General features: G+C 31.7%; 1 protein-coding gene and 2 pseudogenes. 1 reads left to right on the plus strand and 2 read right to left on the minus strand.

Annotated elements, in window-relative coordinates:
- Nucleotides 1-209: 209 nt before the first annotated feature.
- Nucleotides 210-710 (minus strand): annotated as a pseudogene (locus CBG10_RS08270) (site-specific integrase); the annotation flags it as partial.
- A gap of 94 nt (nt 711-804) precedes the next feature.
- On the opposite strand from CBG10_RS08270, the gene CBG10_RS11550 reads away from it, so the two are divergent.
- Nucleotides 805-960: a hypothetical protein gene (locus CBG10_RS11550; RefSeq protein WP_225361535.1), complete on the plus strand. Its 156-nt coding sequence runs from the start codon at nt 805-807 to the stop codon at nt 958-960.
- 167 nt (nt 961-1,127) lie between these two features.
- Here CBG10_RS11550 and CBG10_RS08280 read toward each other — a convergent pair.
- Nucleotides 1,128-1,235 (minus strand): annotated as a pseudogene (locus CBG10_RS08280) (IS30 family transposase); the annotation flags it as partial.

Genomic DNA, 1,235 nt, shown 5'->3' on the forward strand with positions numbered 1-1,235 from the left:
ATGAATATGTCCAAGACGCTCCAGTCAATTCAATGTGATTAAGTTGTCGAACCGCCGTATACGGAACCGTACGTACGGTGGTGTGAGAGGTCGATAATTGAAATAATCAATTATCTCCTACTCGATTAGTTTAAATTTTGATTTTAAAGAAATAGTATAAAATGGTGCAAATTTGTATAACCGGTGCACGGAAAGTGCATGGTTTATAATTAAAAATCCAACGCTTTTAAAATGGCTTTATCTGATTTATCTTTGTATTCATCAATCAAATAAGCATAGGTATTCATGGTTGTTGAAACATCATTATGACCTAGCCGCTTGCTAATTGCATAAATGTCTATCCCATTGCTCAACAACAAAGCAACATGACTATGGCGTAAACTATGAAAATGAAAATTTTCTTTTTTAATATGAAGGTCACACATAATTTCACGTAGTTTCTTATTTAACGGAGTGCTTGTTGGAACAGTTCCAAATTGATCCATAAAAACAAGATTACTTGGTGCGTTAACTCTTAATTTACTGAAAAGATGAATTAACTTATCATTGACCTTTATTTTCCTAATAGATGATTTATTTTTAGTTGGTTTGAAACGATGAGTTCTGAAATGCTCTTCAGTTTCGTTTTTATCTTTGGTTTCTTTCCATGCCTTATCAATATTAATAGTGTGATGAATAAAATCAATATCATTCCACGTTAAAGTGTCCACACCGGTTATAAAATGTTGGAAAACACCGATTTAAAATTGTCGGTTTTCCAACATTTTTTTATACTTGTTTCATATTAAATCTGGAGGAATTTATATGAGACAAGATATTCGACAGGAGTTGAGAAAATATCAAATGGATAAAATTAAACCAAATTTTACTGAATTAGGTCGTCAATTAGGCTGTGATCCAAGGACAGCTAGAAAATATTATTATTTGAAAGACGATGGTTATGAAAACAAAAGAAAATGACGTAAAAGTAAATTAGGTCCCTATCGAAATATTATTGATGAGAAGGTTAAGAATTCTTGTTCAGCTACTTCAATTTTTTATTTCATTAAGGAGATGGGTTATACCGGCGGTATAAGTATATTGCGTGATTATTGCCATCAAATTAAAGCCTGAAATGTCAATTTAAATTAGAAAAAAGGTGAAAGTTGTTCTTCTGTGACATGACTCAAGAATACTTCTAATGGTGTACGATAATTAAGAGATTTTCGTGGGATATTGTTGCGACGACGCTTAAT

The sequence above is a fragment of the Limosilactobacillus reuteri genome (assembly GCF_002254085.1).
Classification (GTDB): domain Bacteria; phylum Bacillota; class Bacilli; order Lactobacillales; family Lactobacillaceae; genus Limosilactobacillus; species Limosilactobacillus reuteri_K.